The 16,891-nt window shown below is 75.5% G+C and carries 17 protein-coding genes; 10 read left to right on the forward strand and 7 right to left on the reverse strand.

The annotated features are described in order from the left end of the window. Window positions 1-12 precede the first annotated feature (12 nt). The 4 genes from ACWGJO_RS21705 to ACWGJO_RS21720 all read left to right on the forward strand — a co-directional run bounded on the left by ACWGJO_RS21705 (window position 13) and on the right by ACWGJO_RS21720 (window position 3,830). A complete protein-coding gene (locus ACWGJO_RS21705; protein WP_380355169.1) occupies window positions 13-999 on the forward strand; it encodes a 3-oxoacyl-ACP synthase III family protein in 987 nt (328 codons plus the stop codon). Further along, window positions 996-1,751 carry an SDR family NAD(P)-dependent oxidoreductase gene (locus ACWGJO_RS21710; RefSeq protein WP_452185985.1) on the forward strand — a complete coding sequence of 252 codons (756 nt, stop codon included), beginning with the start codon at window positions 996-998 and terminating at the stop codon, window positions 1,749-1,751. Before ACWGJO_RS21705 ends, ACWGJO_RS21710 begins: the two co-directional genes overlap by 4 nt. 1,532 nt (window positions 1,752-3,283) lie before the next feature. After that, a complete protein-coding gene (locus ACWGJO_RS21715; protein ID WP_452185987.1) occupies window positions 3,284-3,412 on the forward strand; it encodes a DUF6191 domain-containing protein in 129 nt (42 codons plus the stop codon). A 148-nt stretch (window positions 3,413-3,560) separates the two neighbouring features. Beyond that, a complete protein-coding gene (locus ACWGJO_RS21720; RefSeq protein ID WP_452186057.1) occupies window positions 3,561-3,830 on the forward strand; it encodes a terpene synthase family protein in 270 nt (89 codons plus the stop codon). A 758-nt stretch (window positions 3,831-4,588) separates the two neighbouring features. Here ACWGJO_RS21720 and ACWGJO_RS21725 read toward each other — a convergent pair. The 3 genes from ACWGJO_RS21725 to ACWGJO_RS21735 all read right to left on the reverse strand — a co-directional run bounded on the left by ACWGJO_RS21725 (window position 4,589) and on the right by ACWGJO_RS21735 (window position 7,244). Then, complete coding sequence (locus tag ACWGJO_RS21725) at window positions 4,589-5,296, reverse strand: SDR family oxidoreductase (protein ID WP_452185988.1); 708 nt, start codon at window positions 5,294-5,296, stop codon at window positions 4,589-4,591. 368 nt (window positions 5,297-5,664) lie between these two features. Further along, on the reverse strand, window positions 5,665-6,165 hold the full coding sequence (gene tpx, locus ACWGJO_RS21730; RefSeq protein ID WP_452185990.1) for a thiol peroxidase: 501 nt from the start codon (window positions 6,163-6,165) through the stop codon (window positions 5,665-5,667). Window positions 6,166-6,305: 140 nt separating this feature from the next. After that, window positions 6,306-7,244, reverse strand: coding sequence for an oxidoreductase (locus ACWGJO_RS21735; protein ID WP_452185992.1), 939 nt, complete (start codon window positions 7,242-7,244; stop codon window positions 6,306-6,308). 82 nt (window positions 7,245-7,326) lie between these two features. On the opposite strand from ACWGJO_RS21735, the gene ACWGJO_RS21740 reads away from it, so the two are divergent. Next, window positions 7,327-8,031, forward strand: coding sequence for a TetR family transcriptional regulator (locus tag ACWGJO_RS21740; protein ID WP_452185994.1), 705 nt, complete (start codon window positions 7,327-7,329; stop codon window positions 8,029-8,031). 119 nt (window positions 8,032-8,150) lie between these two features. Further along, on the forward strand, window positions 8,151-8,672 hold the full coding sequence (locus ACWGJO_RS21745; RefSeq protein ID WP_452185996.1) for a hypothetical protein: 522 nt from the start codon (window positions 8,151-8,153) through the stop codon (window positions 8,670-8,672). Between the two features lie 209 nt (window positions 8,673-8,881). Here ACWGJO_RS21745 and ACWGJO_RS21750 read toward each other — a convergent pair whose 3' ends face one another. Continuing rightward, a complete protein-coding gene (locus tag ACWGJO_RS21750; RefSeq protein ID WP_452185998.1) occupies window positions 8,882-9,244 on the reverse strand; it encodes a hypothetical protein in 363 nt (120 codons plus the stop codon). 310 nt (window positions 9,245-9,554) lie between these two features. Here ACWGJO_RS21750 and ACWGJO_RS21755 point away from each other — a divergent pair, with 310 nt between their 5' ends. The 3 genes from ACWGJO_RS21755 (at window position 9,555) to ACWGJO_RS21765 (ending at window position 12,219) form a co-directional block, all read left to right on the forward strand. Further along, window positions 9,555-9,872 (forward strand): ArsR/SmtB family transcription factor, encoded by a 318-nt coding sequence (locus tag ACWGJO_RS21755; RefSeq protein WP_387690705.1) that lies wholly within the window; start codon window positions 9,555-9,557, stop codon window positions 9,870-9,872. A 163-nt stretch (window positions 9,873-10,035) separates the two neighbouring features. Further along, window positions 10,036-11,274 carry an MFS transporter gene (locus ACWGJO_RS21760; RefSeq protein ID WP_452186000.1) on the forward strand — a complete coding sequence of 413 codons (1,239 nt, stop codon included), beginning with the start codon at window positions 10,036-10,038 and terminating at the stop codon, window positions 11,272-11,274. Window positions 11,275-11,634: 360 nt separating this feature from the next. Next, complete coding sequence (locus ACWGJO_RS21765; RefSeq protein WP_452186001.1) at window positions 11,635-12,219, forward strand: S1 RNA-binding domain-containing protein; 585 nt, start codon at window positions 11,635-11,637, stop codon at window positions 12,217-12,219. 163 nt (window positions 12,220-12,382) lie between these two features. Here ACWGJO_RS21765 and ACWGJO_RS21770 read toward each other — a convergent pair whose 3' ends face one another. From ACWGJO_RS21770 to ACWGJO_RS21780, 3 genes are all read right to left on the reverse strand, one after another. Further along, window positions 12,383-13,351, reverse strand: coding sequence for a phosphotransferase family protein (locus ACWGJO_RS21770; RefSeq protein ID WP_452186003.1), 969 nt, complete (start codon window positions 13,349-13,351; stop codon window positions 12,383-12,385). 102 nt (window positions 13,352-13,453) lie between these two features. Continuing rightward, window positions 13,454-13,825 (reverse strand): ArsR/SmtB family transcription factor, encoded by a 372-nt coding sequence (locus ACWGJO_RS21775; RefSeq protein WP_359911921.1) that lies wholly within the window; start codon window positions 13,823-13,825, stop codon window positions 13,454-13,456. 472 nt (window positions 13,826-14,297) lie between these two features. Then, entirely contained in the window at window positions 14,298-15,170 is an 873-nt protein-coding gene (locus ACWGJO_RS21780; protein ID WP_452186059.1) for an AfsR/SARP family transcriptional regulator, read from the reverse strand. A gap of 468 nt (window positions 15,171-15,638) precedes the next feature. On the opposite strand from ACWGJO_RS21780, the gene ACWGJO_RS21785 reads away from it, so the two are divergent. After that, window positions 15,639-16,850, forward strand: coding sequence for an aminotransferase class I/II-fold pyridoxal phosphate-dependent enzyme (locus ACWGJO_RS21785; RefSeq protein WP_452186004.1), 1,212 nt, complete (start codon window positions 15,639-15,641; stop codon window positions 16,848-16,850). Window positions 16,851-16,891: the final 41 nt, after the last annotated feature.

Below are 16,891 nucleotides of genomic sequence, written 5' to 3' on the forward strand. Positions count from 1 at the left end.
AGGGGGCGTGTGGTGAGCGGTTTCGACGTCACCGGCTGGGGGATGTCGGTTCCCGAACGGGTGGTGACCAGTGCCGAACTCGCGCAGCGTTTCGGTGTGGACGAGCACTGGATCGTCTCGCGGTGCGGGATCCGTGAACGCAGGGCCGTGGGCGAGGGGCAGACCACGGCGTCGATGGCCGTGGAGGCCGGGCGCCGGGCGCTGGAACGCGCGGGGCTGACGGGTGCGGACATCGCGCATCTGATCGTGGCGACGGCGACGCCGGAGCAGCCCTCGCCGGCGACGTCGGCGTTCGTCCACGACGAGCTCGCGATCGCGGGCAGCGCGCACGACGTGAACTCCGAGTGTGCCGGGTTCGTGTACGCGCTGGTGACGGCGGCGGGCCTGTTGCGGATGGATCCGCGTCCGATCCTGGTGATCGGCTCGGACACGCACACGCTGACCGCGAACCCCGCCGACCGGGACCTGTCGATCCTGGTGGGCGACGGCGCGGGGGCGGTGGTCCTGCGGCCGGGCGCGGTGGACCGGATCCGGGCGTGGAACCTGGGCGCGGACGGCTCGTGCAAGGACAGCCTGAAGGTCCTGGCGGGGGGTTCGCGGATGCCGACCACCGCGGACACCGTCGCCCGGGGCCTGCACTACGCGCAGATCAACGGCAACGAGATCTATCTGAACGCGGTGCGCTACACGGTGCGTACGATCCGCGAGACGCTGGAGCAGGCGAAGATCACGCCGGAGCAGGTCGACCACGTGGTGCCGCACCAGGCGAACATCCGGATCATCAACTCGGTGCTCTCCCACACCGGTATCCCGGCCGACCGGCTGGTGACGAACCTGGAGCGCTACGGCAACACCGCGTCGGGGTCGATCCCGATCGCGTTGGCGGAGGCGCTGGACGCGGGGCGGATCAAGGACGGTGACACGGTGCTGCTGGCCGGGTTCGGCGCGGGTATGACGTGGGGTTCGGTCCTGCTGACGTGGGGAGGGGTGGCGCGGTGAGCGGCAGGGACGTCTTCGGTGTGCGGCCGCCGTCGCCGGTGGCGCTGGTCACCGGTGCCTCCGGGGGGCTGGGCAGTGAGCTGGCGCTGGCCCTGGACGCGGCGGGCTGCCGGGTCGCGGTGCACTACAACAGCTCGCGCGAGGGCGCGGAGAAGGTCGCCGCCCGGCTCGTCAACGAGCACGTGCTGGTCACCGGCTCGGTCGCGGACTGGGACGCGGTCGGCGCGATGTACGGGCGGATCGAGGCGGCGCTGGGGCCGGTGGACGTGCTCGTCAACAACGGGGCGATCCGCAAGGACGCGCTGATGGCGATGCAGGACCCGGCGCAGTGGCGGCAGGTGATCGACACCAACCTCGTCGGCTCCTTCCACACCGCGCGCGCGTGCGTGCCGGCGATGCTGCGGGCGCGCTGGGGGCGGGTGGTCAACATCGTCTCCCCGTCGGCGCTGATCGCCACCGCCGGGCAGACCGCCTACGCGGCGTCCAAGGCCGGCCTGATCGGGCTGACCCGTACCCTCGCGGCGGAGTGCGGCCGCAGGGGGGTGACCGTCAACGCCCTGTCACCCGGCTTCATGATCACCGGCATGACGGACACCCTGCCCGAGCACGTCGTGGCGGGCATGCGCGAGAAGGTCCCGGTGCCGCGGTTCGTCACCCCGCGCGAGGTCGCCCGCTCGATCACCCTGTTCCTCGACCAGGACTGCATGACCGGCCAGGTCATCAGCATCGACTCCGGGGCCTCCATCACCTGACCCCCCCCGGGGGGCCGGGACGGTCCCGTCCCGCCCGCCCGGGGCCCCCGGGGGCGGCCCGCCCCCGGGTGCTCGGCTGCCCGGCCGGCCGGTTGCCCCGGGCAGTCGGCCGCCCCGGACCCCGGCCACGGCGGTCGCCCGCCCCGGACCCGGGCCGCCCCCGCACCCGGGGGTGGCCCGCCCGTGTCCGGGCCCGCCTGCTCGTGTCGGGGCCGGTCCGCCCGGCCCGGGCCGCTTCGGGGCTCGTGTTCGGGTCGGCGGGTGCGGGGCCGGGTCCGTCCGCCGGACCTGTGCCGCGACCTTGGCCCGTCCGCCGTGCCCGTCCCGGGGCCGGGACCGGGGACAGGGGCCCGTCCGCCGGGCCCGCTCCGAATGCCTCACGCCTCCCTTCGGTCCCGTCGGGTCCTGTGCCCCGGGGGGATCCCGAGGGGGGCGTAGCCGTGCCCGCCGTGTCTCGTCCGGCTCGTGCGCGGTCTCGCCGGTCGGGCCGGGTCCCGGCCGGTGGTGGCCGGCGAGGTCGCCGCTGTTCGCGGTTCGGCCGTGGCCGGGGCCGCAGCGGTGCGGTGCCCGTCCCGGGCGGGGGCCGACCTGTGGGTGGTGCCGGTGCTTGCGCGCTACCGGTACCGGGGCCGCGGGAGCCGTCCCGACAGGGCGCCGTCCCCTCCCCTCGGGGTCCGACGGGGCCTGTGGGGCCCGGCCGTTCGGAATGTCCTCCCGTCCCGTCCCGTCCGACGTCGACGTCGACGTCGACGTCGACGTCGCAGAGCAGAGCAGAGCAGGGCGCGGTGCGGTGCGGTGGGGTGGGGTGGAGTCCTGCTGTCGGCACGGCGGGCGTGGCCCGGCTCCTGCCCGGCGGTGACGTTCCTGGTCACCGCTCGTTTCGGTCGAGGCCGTCCGTCCACGCGTGGTGCGTACCGCCCGCGATCTGCGTGCGGTACGCCGGGGCCTGCTGCGGGCTGCGGGTGGCGGGTGGCGTGTGGCGTGTGGTGCGGACGTGGCATCCGGTGCACGGGCCCGGACAAGCGCGAGCGGATCGCCGACCGCGAGAGGCGCGGCTCGCGCGGTGGCCGGCCGCCGGAGTTCGACGAGGACGTCTGCGGGCAGTGCCGCGTGGTGGAGCGCGGGAGCGACCGGCTGAAGCGGAACCGCGCGACGGCCGCACGGTGCGACGGGCTCGCTGTCCGCTGCGAAACGACGGTGCCGGTCGCCGCGATCGGCGAACGGCCCTTGACGGGCGCCGCTGCGACGGGCGCCGCTGCGACGGGCGCCGCCCTGACGGGCGGCACCGGCCGGGAACGGGTGTGTCGCTTTCGCGTGTTGGGCCGCCGTGGTGATGACGGCGGGTCTGCTTTTCATGGCAGTGCCGGTGATCGTGCCCTTCGCACTGGCCTCGATCCGGTATCTCGTGGTGCGATCCGGCCGTCCGGGACGGTTGTGCGGCCGCCCGACCACGCGGCCGCGAAGCGGCGGGCTCGGTCTCGGCGCCACCGCGACCGAGGAGTTGCACGCCTTCTTCAATTGCCGACAAGCGCGTGCAGATCGAGCAGCGGCGCACTCGGCCGGTCGTGCGGGACGACGACCACGCCGGTGCCCCGCCGCGCACGGGTGTCGACCTGGCCGGCGGCACCGCCGTCGTTCGACAGCGGGAGAGGACGGTGTGACAGGGGGCGGGGCGTCCGTGTCCGGACCGGCCCGCTCGTGCCGGTGCCGGTCCGCCGACCGTGAGGAGCGCGGCTCCGTCGGCGGCCGGCCGCCGACATCCGGCGGGGCCGGCGGCGGCGGGCAGCGGCACGTGGTCACGACCGGGCGCTGCGTACCGCGGTGGACGCGTTCGTGGACGCGGTGGGCCTGCACGACGACATCGTGTCCTACGACCGCGAGGTCGAGGAGGGCACGGTCGGGAACAGCGCCGTGGAGGTGAGCGGCAAGGCCCCGGGGGGCCTTGCCGCCCGACGGGCCGGCGTTCGTGGTCTGCCTGCCGCTGGCCCTGGCCGGCCGGCTCGTGCCGCTGGCCCTGGCCGGTCGGCCGCTTCGACCGGAGGACCCCCGCGACGCTCGTGGCGCCCGGGATCCCCGTGACGGCCCCCCGGCTCCCGTGACGCCGGGCCCGTGCGGTGCGCCGTCGGACCCCGCCGCCCCCGGGACCGGTCCTTCCCGGCCCCCCCGGCCCCCCGCCCCCCGCCCCCGGGCGCTCGGGCCGGTGGGCGGGTGGGTGGGCGGGGTTCGGGCGGAGGAGGCGGCCGGTTCCGCGGGCCTGGCCAGTGCCTCCTCGGCGTCGGCGGTTTCGAGGTCCACCGCGGGCGGCCGGTCGGGCGGGGCCCGGGTGTGGACGAGGTGGCGGCCTTCGGGGACGAGGGCGGCGGTGTGGGCCGGGACCTCGCCGTCGCCGAGCCATCATCTGGGTCCTGTGCCGAAGCGCGGCGACGCACGGCTCGTGACGGGGTGGCGGCGGCTCGGCGGGGTGTTCCTCGCGGCGAGGACCGGGTCCTCGATCGAGGATGGGCGGGACCCGGGACCGGTCGGGAACGCGGCCGTACTCGTCCCGGTCCGCCGCGGCCCGCAGTCGCAGGTCCCGCGCCCGGCTCGCAGGATCGCTCATGCGCCGGTCGTGTCGTGGCCGTCGGGTTTCTCCGAAGGCGGTGCCGTCGTGGCCCGGCCGCACATCCGGGCCGGCCGGTGCGGGACGCGAACGCGCGGCCGGCACGGCGGCGTTGGGCCGAACGCCGCCACCACCGGGACCGCCCCGACGCGGCCGGCACCGCCCCGACGCGGCCGGCACCGCCCCGACGCGGCCGGCACCGCCCTCGCCCGTCGCTGCTGCGCCCGGGCGCCGGGGGCTACAGCTGCTCGAAGTGGAAGGAGCGGATGAAGCAGTCGCGGGGCCGGCCGATCGCGAACATTACGCAGTCGAGGACGGAGCGGGCGCTCAGCGGGTCGTCCGCGCTGCGGGGGGCGTGGTCCCAGTCGGGGTGGAGGGGGTCGCCGTCCGTGAAGTCCGGCGGGTGGAGCGAGATGACCCGGATGCCTTCGGGGCGCAGTCGGTGGGACAGGATGTCGGCGAAGCCGGCCCGGGCGGCCTTGGCGGCGTAGAAGGCGGGGTGGGCCTCGGAGCGGTGGTCGCGGGTCTCGGCGGAGCAGGAGACGAGGTTGACGACGTCGGCGCCGCGGGAGGCGCGCAGCAGGGGCAGGAAGTGCTTGACGGTCAGCAGGGTGCCGGTGGCGGCGGAGGCGACGGTGTCGGTGATCGCCTCGTCGTCGGCGTCCCACAGGTCGGGGCCGTGCAGGTAGCGGGCGCCGTTGTTGACGAGGACGTCCACCCGGTCGGTGCGGGCGGCGACGGCCCGGGCGAAGTCCCCTGCGGTGGCCGGGTCGGCGAGGTCGCAGGCGAACGCGTCCACGTGTGCGCCGCTGTCGGCCGTCACCTCCCGGGCGGTGCCGTGGGCGGCGGCCGCGGTGCGGGCGGAGAGGAACAGGCGTGCGCCGCTGCGGCCGGCGTGCAGGGCCAGGGCCCTGCCGAAGCCGCGTCCGGCGCCGGTGACCACCACGGTCTTCCCGGTGAGATCCGTGCGTGCTCCTCCTGCGGCCGGGCTGCGCCGGTCACGTCGGGGTGGGGCCGGCCGTGGCGTCGGTGCCGCCGGTCGCCTCCCCGGGCGCGGGCGCGGGCGCGGGCGGGGAGGGCGGGCCGGGCCGTGCCCGGGGCGGGGGTGCGTGCCGTCCGGGTGTCGCCGAGGAGCGCTGCCGGCGCGGGGCAGGACGGCGGGAACGCGGCGCGGACGCGGGTGTGCGGGCGGGTGCGCCGGCGGCCCGCCGCCGGCGCTGCCCGCCGCCGCCTTCGGGGGCGGGACGGGCAGGGCGCGGGGCGGGCCGCCGCGGACGCCGGGGGCGGCACCGGGGATGTGCGGTGCCGGGCGGGTCAGTTGAGGGCGGCGAGCGCGGCCTCGTAGTTCGGCTCGTCGGCGATCTCCGCGACCAGCTCGGTGTGCAGGACGGTGTCGTTCTCGTCCAGGACGACGACGGCGCGGGCGGTCAGGCCGGCCAGCGGGCCGTCGGCGATCGCCACGCCGTACACGTCGTGGAAGTCCCGCCCGCGCAGGGTGGAGAGGGTCTTGACGTTCTCCAGGCCCTCGGCGCCGCAGAACCGGGCCTGCGCGAACGGCAGGTCGGCCGACACGCACAGCACCACGGTGTTGTCCAGCGAACCGGCCTTGGCGTTGAACGTGCGCACCGAGGTCGCGCAGGTGGGGGTGTCGATGCTGGGGAAGATGTTCAGGACCTTGCGCCTGCCCGCGAAGTCCTTCAGGGACACGTCCGCGAGCCCCTCGCCGACCAGCGTGAACGCGGGCGCCTGGCTGCCGGCGGCGGGCAGCGCGCCACCGACCTGCACCGGGTTCCCCTTCATCGTGACCTGAGCCATGAAAAGCCTCCTACCAGCGGTGTGTACGGGATGCAACGCCGCCGATCCTACTGCCCGCCCCGGCCGCCGCCAGGGGGCGGCCACCGACCGGACACCCCACCCCACCCCGCCCCACCCCGCCCCCGGCGCGGGCGCGGGGGTCAGGCGTTCCCGGCCCCGGGGACGGTGAAGGGCACCCCGGTCAGTTCCTGCGACACCTCCCACAGCCGCCGCCCCACCGCCTCGTCCTGCGCGCGGGGCGCCGGCGAGGTGAGCGCGGGCGCCCCGCGCAGTTCGCCGATGCCGCTCGGCCCGTACAGTTCCCCGCCGCGCACCTGCGGCGCGGTCGCCGCGTGCAGCTGGGCCAGCGCCCCGCGGGCGGGGGACTGCGCGAGCGGGCGCAGCAGGTGTCCGAACAGCAGCCGCACCCCGGCGACGGTGCCGGCGCGGGGCAGCGCGGTGGCGGCGTAGCCGGGGTGGGCGAGCACGCTGCGCACGGGGCTGCGGGCGGCGTTCAGGCGGCGGTGCAGTTCGAGGGCGAAGACGGCGTTGGCGAGTTTGGACTGGTTGTAGTGGCCCATGGGGGAGTAGGCGTGTTCGCCGTTCAGGTCGTCGAAGTCGATGCGGGCGCGGCGGTGGTTGGCGGAGGTGACGGTGACCACGCGGGGGTCGCGGCCGCGGGCGAGCAGGTCGATGAGGTGGGCGGTGAGGGCGAAGTGGCCGAGGTGGTTGACGGCGAGCTGGAGTTCGTGGCCGTGGGGGGTGAGGGTGCGCGGGGGTGCCATGACGCCGGCGTTGTTGACCAGGACGTCGGGGTGCACGCCGTCCTCGCGCAGGCGCCGGGCGAAGTCGCGCACGCTGTCGGGGTCGGCGAGGTCCAGGCGGCGTACGTCCAGGCGGGCGCCGCTGCGTTGCGCGTTCAGGTGGGCGGTGGCGCGGTGGCCCCTGGCCTCGTCGCGTACGGCGAGGACGACGTGGGCGCCGCGGCGGGCGAGGGCGGCGGTGGTGGCCAGGCCCAGGCCGCCGGCGGCGCCGGTGACGACGAACACCCGCCCGCTGAGGTCCGGGGCGGGGTCGGGGGTCCGGTTGCTCGGTGTCATACGGCTCACGCTGCCCTGCATGTCACCAAGTGTCAAGACTGACGTTCGATGACGTGAATGGCGTGGGGGCTAGGATGGGGCGGTGACCACCCGACCCGCCGCCACCCTGGCCCAGCGCAAGCGCCAGCTCGTCGCCGACGAGCTGACCCGCGCGGCCCTGGACCTGCTGGCCGGCGGCGGGTTCGACGCCGTCACGGTGGACGAGATCGCCACCGCCGCGGGGGTGTCCAAGCGCACCTTCTTCCGCTACTTCGCGTCCAAGGAGGACGTGGTCGTCCAGTTCCTGGCCGCGCTCGGCACCGCCATGCGCGAGGAACTGGCCGCCCGCCCGGCCCGGGAGACGCCCTCGGTCGCGCTGCGGCACGCGGTGTGGCGCTGCGTGGAGGACTGCGCCGGGCACGAGGAACGCGCCCGCAGGGTGGTGCGGCTGATCCTCACCACCCCCGCCCTGCTCGCCCGCTTCCTCGAACGCCAGGCGCAGTGGCGCGACGAGCTCGCCGCGCAGCTCGCCCGGCGCCTGGGCCTGGACGCCGCGCGCGAGCTGTACCCGCGGCTGGCCGCGGACATGGCGCTGGCGGCCTTCCACACCGTCCTGCAGCGCTGGAGCACCGCCGACGCCGACGCCGACGGCAACGGTGAGGGCGCCGACGACGGTGAGGGCGCGGGCGGGGACGGCGCCGGGGTGGACATCGCGGTGCTGACGGAGAACTGTTTCGCCGTCATCGCCCCGGCCCTGGACGCCGTCGTGCGCACCCCCGCCCCCGGCGGGGCCCCCGCCACGGCCTGAGCCCGCCACGACCCGAGCCCGCCACCCCGGCCCCGGGGGGACGGACCGGGCGGGCCCCGGGGGGCGGACCGGGCGGGGAGGGAGGCGCGCGAGCGCGCGAACCCCCTACGATGCGGGGCATGGAGACCACGGCGGAACTCGTCCACCTGGAGCGGACGCTGGTCGACTTCGGGGACTTCGGCTTCGAGGGGAACCGGCACGCCTTCCGGTGGGTCGACATCAAGCGCTTCGGGCTGGGCGGCGCCGTGGCGCACGACCGGGACGTGCTGGCCGCGCTGATCGCGCACCCGCAGTTCCGGGACACCTACGACGGGGCCGGGGCCCGGGACTGGCCGCGGCACGGGCAGTGGTGGGTGGAGCGGATCACGCCCGACAGCTACGCGCCCGTGCCGGCGCAGGCGGCGGTCGACCTCCTCGAGGCCTGGACGCTGCAGCACGGCCCGGTACCGCCGGCGCTGCTCGCACGGCTGGAACGGGAGGTCCACGCCCCCGCCCGCCGGGCCCGCGCCCGCTACCTGCTCGTGCACCCTCCCGAGGACGCCCGCCACGACTACGGCCCCGTCCACACCGACTTCCACGAACTCGTCCTCGTCGACCGCGCCACGGACACCGTCACCCTCCTGGTCGCCGCCGACGACTGACCCGCCCCGGACGGCCCCCGCGCCCGGCCCCCGCGCCCGGCGCCCGGTGCGCGTCGTCCGGCGCCCCCGGAGCCCGGAGCCCGGAGCCCGGAGCCCGGCCCGGAAAGGCGCTCACCCCGCGGCGTCCGCGGGGGGATCCGCGAACGCGACGGGGCGAGGGGCACCGGTGCGTCACCGCGACGGTGCGGCCACCGGCCCGGCAGGCCGGGTCAGTTGAGGACCACGACGTCGGTGCGCATCGTCAGCGGGCTGCTCCAGCCGATACTGATCTTGAAGGTCACCACCCCGTTGCCGGGGGCGATGCTCGACACCTGGAAGGGCGCGGCACCGACGAACCGGTTCCCGTTGGAATCGGTCTCGCAGGCCGTGACGACCACCGTCGAGTCGATCCCGATCACGTTCCACGGGATCTGCAGGTTGAACGTCCCGTTGCCCGGGCCCCACATCACCCACCCCCGCCACACGGCACCGACGTTGCCGCCGACGTCCGCGAGGCGCTGCTCCCCGCCGGCGGGGAGCAGGCGGCCGGTGATCTGCGGGACCTGGGAGGCGGTGGGTTCGCTTGCGGCCATGACGGCTCTCCTCGCGCCGGGAGAGCCCCCACGAGCCCTCCGGATACCCAGAGTGTCCGCTTATGTGCACAGCGTCACAATCACTCGCGGGGGTGAATCACCGGCGCGCCGCCGCACCACCCGCGCCACCGTGGTCCGGGGCCGCACGCCACCCGGCGCGCACCCGCCCCGCCCGCCGGTCCCGGCCGCCGTTCCGGCCCGTCCGCCCCGCTGTCCGGCCCGGCGCGCACCCGCCTTGACACCTCAAGGTCGTATCCAGAATATTAGATACGTCCGGCGAGGGGTCGGGCGACGGGAAGGAGGGTGTGCGGTGGAGCTGGACCCGCTGGCCGTGCACAAGGCGCTCGCGAACCCGGCGCGCGCGGACTTCCTGCGCTGGCTCAAGACGCCCGAGCGCTACTTCGACGAGCCGTACTACCGCGAGCGCGGCGTCGGCTTCCACATCGGCGTGTGCGTCACCGACATCCAGGAGCGCTCGGGGCTGGCCCAGTCGGTGGTCTCCGGCTACCTCCAGATCCTGCGCGAGGCCGGACTGCTGGTGTCCGAGCGCGTCGGCAAGTGGACCTTCTACCGGCGCAACGAGGAGACCATCGCCGCCTTCGCCGCCTACGTGCGCGACGAACTCTGACACCCGCGCACAGCGCACACGCGCAACACCCGCGCGTACACACCCGCACGCACGCGCGTGCGCACCGCACTCCCCTCCGAGCGGGGGCGCCCGGCCGGCGCCCCCTTTTCTTCGGCCCTTACGCATCCAACTATCTAGATTTGTGTATCCATTGGAGGCTGTCGTGCACCGCACCGCTCCCGCCCGAAACGCTCTGGCCGTCCCGGTCCTGGCCCTGGGCGTGTTCGGCATCATCACCACCGAGATGGGCGTCGTCGGCGTCCTGCCCGCCCTGGCCGAACGCCTGCACGTGGCCCCCGCCACCGCCGGATGGCTCGTCGGCGCCTTCGCCCTCACCGTCGCCGCCACCGGCCCCGCCGGCGTCCTGCTCGCCTCGCGCCTGCGCCGAAAGACCGTGCTGGCCACGGCACTTGCCGTCTTCGCCGGCTCCAACGCGTTCTACGCGCTCAGCGACTCCTTCCCCCTCGTCCTCGCCCTGCGGATCCTGCCCGCCCTGTTCCACCCCGTCTTCTTCGCCCTCGCCCTCACCGCCGCCACCCGCCTCGCCGCGCCCGGAAAGGCCGCGCGCGCCGCCACCACCGTCTTCGCCGGCGTCAGCGCCGGCTTCGCGTTCGGCGTCCCCCTCACCTCCTACCTCGCCGACCACCTCTGCCTGCCCGCCGCGTTCTGGAGCGCCGCCGCCCTCGACCTGATCGCCTGCGCCGGCGTCCTCGCCTTCTTCCCCGACCTGCCCGACACCCGACGCCCCACCTACGGCGGCCAGCTGGGCATCCTGCGCCGGGGCCGGCTGTGGCTGGCCGTCGCCGCCGTCACCCTGGTGTTCGCCGCGATGTTCAGCGGCTACGGCTACATCGCCGAATACCTCCAGAACGTCACCGGCCTCGACACCTCCCTCACCGGCCCCGCCCTGATGGCCTTCGGCGTCGTCATGACCGCCGGCAACCTCGTCTTCGGCCGCCTGCTGGAACGCTCCCCCCTGCGCACCGTCACCGCCTACCCGATCCTCTACCTCGCCCTCTACCTCCTCCTCGACGCCGCCGGCCCCCACCCCGCCCCCATGCTCGCCACCGTCCTGCTCTGGGGCGCCGTCCACTCCGGCGGCCTGGCCGTGACCCAGGCCTGGCTCGCCCGCGACGCCACCGACGCCCCCGAGTTCGGCAACAGCCTCTTCATCTCCTTCTCCAACCTCGGCATCACCCTGGGCACCACCCTCGGCGGAGCCGTCGTCACCACCGCCGGCCCCCGCCACCTGCCCCTGGCCGGCGCCGCCCTCGCCGCGGCCGCCCTCACCGCCGTCCTCCTGCGCCGCCGCCTCGACCCCGGCCAGGACCGCCAGGACCGGTCGGAGCGGTCGGAGCGCCAGGACCGGTCGGACCGGGCACGCCCCGCCCCGACCCCCTGACCCGCACCCGCACCCGCACCCGCACCCGCGCCGGCCCCGAGAAGCGCCGGCCACGGCCCCTGACCCACCGTCGGCCCCGGCCCCGGCCGGCCCCCGGAGACCACCGGCCACGCGCCGCGCCCCGCCGATCCCGTGCGGGGCGCGGCGCGTGCGCCCTCCCGGTGCGCCACCCCCGGGAGGACGGCGCGGGGCTGCGGGTCCTGCGGGATGCCGCGCCCGTACCGGGCAGGTGTTCTGGGTGCAGGCACGGATCTCGTGAAGTCGATCGCGAGGCCGCTACGGTCTGTTGTCGGTCCGGTCGGTCCGGTCGGTCCGGTCGGGGCGTCGTCGGGCCACGCCGCGTGTGCCAAGGTGGCGGGTATGGATTGGCAGTCCGAGAGCCCGGGCCTCTGGGCGTTCCTGGAGTCACTGCGCCGCGGCGAGATCCTTTCCGGCACCGTCGCGGCGATCGAGCGGTTCGGGGTCTTCGTGGCCCTGGACAACGGACCGGACCATCCCATGTTCCCCGGCGTCGGGTTCGTCACGATCCCCGAACTGTCCTGGCGGCACATCGGAGCTGCGACCGACGTCGTGGAGGTCGGACAGCGCGTCTCGTGCGAGTTCCTCCAATTCGACACCCACAATGCGGAGGCGAGGCTGTCGTTGCGCGCACTGCTGCCCGACCCCTTCCAGGCCTTTGCCGACGGCACGGTGGTGGGGCAGACGCTTCGCGGGACGGTCGTCGAGGTGCTCCCCTTCGGCGCCTTCGTCGACGTCGGGGACGCAGTCGTGGGACTGGTGCCCTTCAAAGAGGTCCACGGCAGGCCCGCAGTCGCTCTGCCGGAGGTCTTTCAGGTCGGCGACGAGATGTCGGTCGTCGTCACGGACGTCGAGCGGCCGCAGCGAAGGGTGTTCCTCTCCCGGCAGCAGGACGCCCGGCATGCCGGTGCCGCGCCGCTCGGGTGACTGCTCCACTCCCGGCTCGTCGGTCGGTCAGGGGGTCGTCCGCCCGTGGTCCGGGAACGGCTTCGTCGTCGGCGCGGGCGGCGCTCGCACGTACGGGGGCGTCGCCCGCGACCGGAACACCGGCGACACGGGGGAGGCCGCGGCCCGAACCGCCCGGGCCCCCTCAGGCGTAGCGGTCGAACAGGCCCTGCAGGTAGTCCTCCAGGCGCCCGGTCAGCACGGCGGGTGTCAGGTCGGTGCGGCCCAGTTCCCGCCAGGGCTCGGCGACCTTCTGCGCGTCGGGGGCGAAGGCGAGGGCGTCCAGCAGCCGCCAGTACAGGTGCGCGCGGCCCTCGGCGAGTTCGCGGCCGCCGGCGGCGGTGTAGCGGTCGGCGAAGGCCAGGCCCGCCCGGGGGCCGTGCAGCAGGGCCAGGGCGGTGGCGCAGTGGGCGACGTCCAGGTCGGCCGGGCCCCAGGAGGTCTCCACCCAGTCGACGACCCCGGCGACCGCGAGGCCGACGCCCGTGCCGGTGAACAGCACGTTGCCGGGGTGGAAGTCGCGGTGCAGGAAGCAGGCGCGGTGCGCGGGCGCCTCGCCGCCGATCACCTCCACCGCCCGCTCCCACAGGCCGGTACGGGCGGTGTGCGCGGGCACGGCGACCCGGTCGGGGGCCGTCCACGCCTGCCAGGCGCGCGGCCGCTCCCGCTCGCCGACCGCCAGGGCGTGCACGGCGGCCAGCTGGGCCGCCAGCAGGTCGGCGCGGGCGGGCGCGTCGCCGTCCTCGGCCAGGCGCACGCTGCCGGGCAGGTGGGTCATCACCAGCGACGGGTGCTCGCACACCGCCCCCGCCGCGTCCACCGCGACCAGCCGCGCCGCCGGGACGCCGCTGCCCTCCAGCAGGCGCAGCACGGCGGCCTCGCGGGCCAGCAGCCCCGGGGCGTGGCGGCGGTAGAACGGCTTGACGAAGGAGCGCAGCACCAGCGCGTACGGGTCCGCGCCGCCGGGGCGTTCGACGTCCAGGCGGCGCATCCGCGAGGTCCAGCCGCCCTTGAGCGCGGTCACCGCGGTGACGCGTTCACCGGGCCCGAGGTGCCCCTGGACCCACCGGCGCGTGCCGTCCCGTCCCCGGCCGGGGACGTCGCTGTCGATCATGGGCGGCAAGCCTACGCCCCGCCCCCGCCCGCCCCGCCCCACGGGGTGCCGGAGCCGGCCGACGCACGCTCGACCCCCGTACCGTCGCCGACCGGCCCGCCCTCAGACCCCCGGCCCCGCGCACACCCCGCCGCCCTGCCCGGCCTCCGCGTCCGCGGCCGCCACCACCGCCGCCAGCAGCCCCGGGAACCGCCGCTCCAGCTCCTCGCTGCGCAGCGCGTTCATCTTGGTGGTGCCCACGTAGTACTGGCGCAGCAGCCCCGCCTCGCGCAGCACACCGAAGTGGTGGCTGGAGGTCGAACGCCCCACCGGCAGGTCGAAGGAACCGCAGCTCAGATCGGCTCCCGAGTGCGCGAGCGTGCGCACCACCGTCCTGCGGGCCGGATCAGCGAGCGCCTCCAGCACCTGCTGGACGCTCACGTCCTCCACACCGGGGTGCACGATCACCCGCGCCGCCACGCGTGCCCGTCCCACACCCACCACCCCTTCCCAACACTCGACCCCCGTCCGTTCGATGGTCAAAGACCGCGCCGTGTGCACGACTTCACGTACACGACGCTACTATGCCCGACCCGGCCGCCACGCTCACCGCAACAGCCGCGCAACACGCCCCCGGGCCGGGCGGCCCGGCGCCGCGACCGCGCAACGGCCGCCGCGCCGCCTCGACACGGCGCCGGCACGACAGGCACCGGCGACGGGCATCGCCGCAGGCCCCGCACCCCCCCCGGGACGCCGACGGGACACCGACGGGACACCGGCGGGCCGCCACCGGCCGCCACCGGCCGCCACCGGCCGCCACCGGGCGCGACCGGGCGGCACACGCGCGCGCCCCGCCGGACGGGGGACCGGCGGGGCGACGGAACACGGCGGACACGGCGCACGGGCCGGGCGCGCCGGGCGCCGGGTGGCGGGTGGCGGAGGAGGAAAAAGAGGGGCGGGGCGGGCCTCAGGCGGCCCGCACCGGCGCGGGCGCCGGACGGGCCAGGCGGGCCAGCGCCAGCGGCTCGAAGATCCCCATCAGCACCGGGTCCACCGCCCGCACCGCCGCCGGAGCGGGCGCCGCGGGGACCGCAGTGCGCAGCAGCGCGAGGTAGAGCTCCTGGGTCTCGGCGGCCGGGTCGATGCCCAACTCCTCCGCCAGCACCTGACGCAACTGCTGGTAGCAGCGCAGCGCCTCGGCCCGGTTCCCGGCGGCGGCCAGCGCCTCCATCCGGCAGCGGTAGGCGCTCTCGCGGAACGGGGCCCGGCGCACCGCCTCGTCGGCCCAGCGCAGCGCGTGGTGCTCCTCGCCGAGCGCGGAGGCCGCCAGACTCGCCGTCTCCAGCGCACCGATGCGCAACTCCTCCACGTGCTCGCGCACCCCCTGCGCCCACTCGCCCTCGTGGTCGGGCAGGAACGCCCCGCGCAGGTTCGACAGCGCCCCCGCGGCCAGCTGCTGGGCCACCGCGTGGCCGCCCGCCGCCAGCGCCTCGCCGGCCTCGCCCACCGCCGAGGCCGCCGCCTCCAGGTCCACGGCCGCGTCCGCGGGCAGCCGCAGCACGTACCGCCCGCCCTGGGCGATCAACGGGGTCGCGCCCGGGCCCTGACCCGGCGCGGTGACGAAGGCCCGCACCCGGGAGACCACGCTGCGCAGCGCGGAGGCCCAGGTGTCGGGCAGGCCGTCGGGCCAGATGGTGTCGGCCAGCTGGTCGCGGCTGGTACCGCTGGAACGCTCCAGCACCAGGCGGGCGAACGCCACCTGGGCCTGGGCGCTGGACAGGTGCTGCGGGGCGCCGTCCTGGTGCTCGACGGCCACCAGACCGGTGAGGCGGATCAGCATGCGCACGCCCCCGATCTGCCGGACGGACCGTCTTCCCTGAAGCCTTTCGACACGAGCTCCAACCCCCTTGAGTCAAAGCAGAAGTGACGGCCGTTCCGGCCGTCGGCGCGGGAAATCGCGGATCGGAACAATAAACCGCCGACCAGCCGTTCGGTTTCAGCGGATTTCGACCATACATTCGCCGCATCGCGCGGTGTCAACACCGGCCGGGAAAACATACCCACCGGCCGGTCAATGCGTCGTGGACGCAAGGTTTCTGCACGTCAGAGCGTTCCCGCAGGCCAGGAAAGCGGCTATTGCGGACGCCTTGCGCATCCTGCCGTAGAAATGTAGCCATCCTTGAGCACCCCGCGTGAAGGCTTCGAGAAAACACCCCCGCAGCCACCCCGCGCCCCCGCCCCCCGCGGACGGGAAGCCGAATGCCCGCGAAAGCCGTGAAAACCGTGACGCCGTGAAGGAGAAACGCCCGTGAACGCCACCGGAGCATGGAACCGCCTGGAGCCGAAGCTCGCCGCAACCAACGCCCGCGTGGCCGCACTGGAGTCCGACCCCTCCCGGCGCAACAGCTTCGTCGCCTACACCATGGAACGCGACAGCGCCTACTGCGACCTCGACGGCGAGCGCCTGCTCATGATGTCCGGCTACAGCTACCTCGGACTGGCCGGCGACGAACGCGTCGTGGCCGCCGCCAAGGCCGCCGTCGACGTCTACGGCACCGGCAACCACGGCGTACGGGCCCTGGCCGGCACCATCCCCCTGCACGAGGAACTGGAGGCCGAGGTCGCCCGCTTCGCCCGCCGCGAACGCGCCCTGGTCTTCGGCTCCGGCTACGCCGCCAACGTCGGCACCGTCGGCGCCCTCGTCGGCGCCGGCGACACCGTCCTGATCGACAAGTACGACCACGCCTCCATCGTCGACGGCTGCCGCCTGTCCGGCGCCACCGTCACCCGCTTCCGCCACAACGACGTCGACCACCTCGAACGCCGCCTCAAGGCCGCCGCCCCCACCGGCGTACGCCTGGTCATCGTCGACAGCGTCTACTCCATGGACGGCGACATCGCCCCGCTGCCCGAACTGCGCGAGGTCTGCGACCGCCACGACGCCCTGCTCATGGTCGACGAGGCCCACGCCCTGGGCGTCATCGGCAAGACCGGCGGCGGCATCGAGGAACACTTCGACCACAAGGTCCGCGTCGACGTCAAACTCGGCACCCTCTCCAAGGCCATCCCCTCCATGGGCGGCTGGGTCGCCGGCAGCCACGACCTCATCGGCCACCTGCGCTACGCCGCCCGCCCGTTCCTGTTCTCCGCCGCCCTCGGCCCCGCCCAGACCGGCGCCGCCCTGGAATCCCTGCGCATCCTGCGCCGCGAGCCCGAACGCGTCACCCACACCCAGACCCAGGCCCGGCGCCTGCGCAAGCGCCTCAACGACGCCGGCATCTCCACCATGCACTCCACCACCGCCGTCCTGCCCGTCATCGCCGGCAGCGACGACGCCGCCTACGACTACGCCACCGCCTGCCGCAAGGCCGGCGTCATCGGCCTGCCCGTCGTCACCCCCGCCGTCCCCAACGACCTCGCCCGGCTGCGCATCGCGGTCACCGCCCGCCACAGCGCCGCCGACATCGACTTCGCCGCCGAGGCGTTCCTGACCGCCGCCGCCCGGACCGGCCTGATCTGACCGGCCCCGCCCCCTCACCCCCCTTATTTCCCACCGCCGGG

The sequence above is a fragment of the Kitasatospora sp. NPDC054795 genome, assembly GCF_053611565.1.